Consider the following 248-nt stretch of genomic DNA (forward strand, 5'->3'; position numbering starts at 1 on the left):
TGTGGTGGTAGCTGACGGCTCGGCGGCCGGTGGACACACCGAACATCACGATCCGCAGATCAAGGCCGCAGGCTTGCAGGCGCCCGAAAAGCCCGCCCAGTTGCAGTACACCGCACCAGCGGAGGACGGCGGAACGCAGACACGCATTGAGAGCCGTTCGTCCGGCCGCTCAGGGAACCCTGCGAAGGCAGCGAGCCAGGAGCAGCGGAAACCTGCAAAAAGGAAGCGGCGCTAAGTAGGTCAAGTAC

The 248-nt window shown here is 64.1% G+C and carries 1 protein-coding gene; it reads left to right on the forward strand.

The window, feature by feature from the left end; translation table 11 throughout:
- Positions 1 to 235, forward strand: a 235-nt coding sequence (locus SB772_RS44125; RefSeq protein WP_410839038.1) for a hypothetical protein, incomplete at its 5' end; no start/stop codon positions are given.
- Positions 236 to 248: the final 13 nt, after the last annotated feature.

Origin of the sequence: Paraburkholderia sp. SIMBA_030 (assembly GCF_046535245.1) — a bacterium.
Classification (GTDB): domain Bacteria; phylum Pseudomonadota; class Gammaproteobacteria; order Burkholderiales; family Burkholderiaceae; genus Paraburkholderia.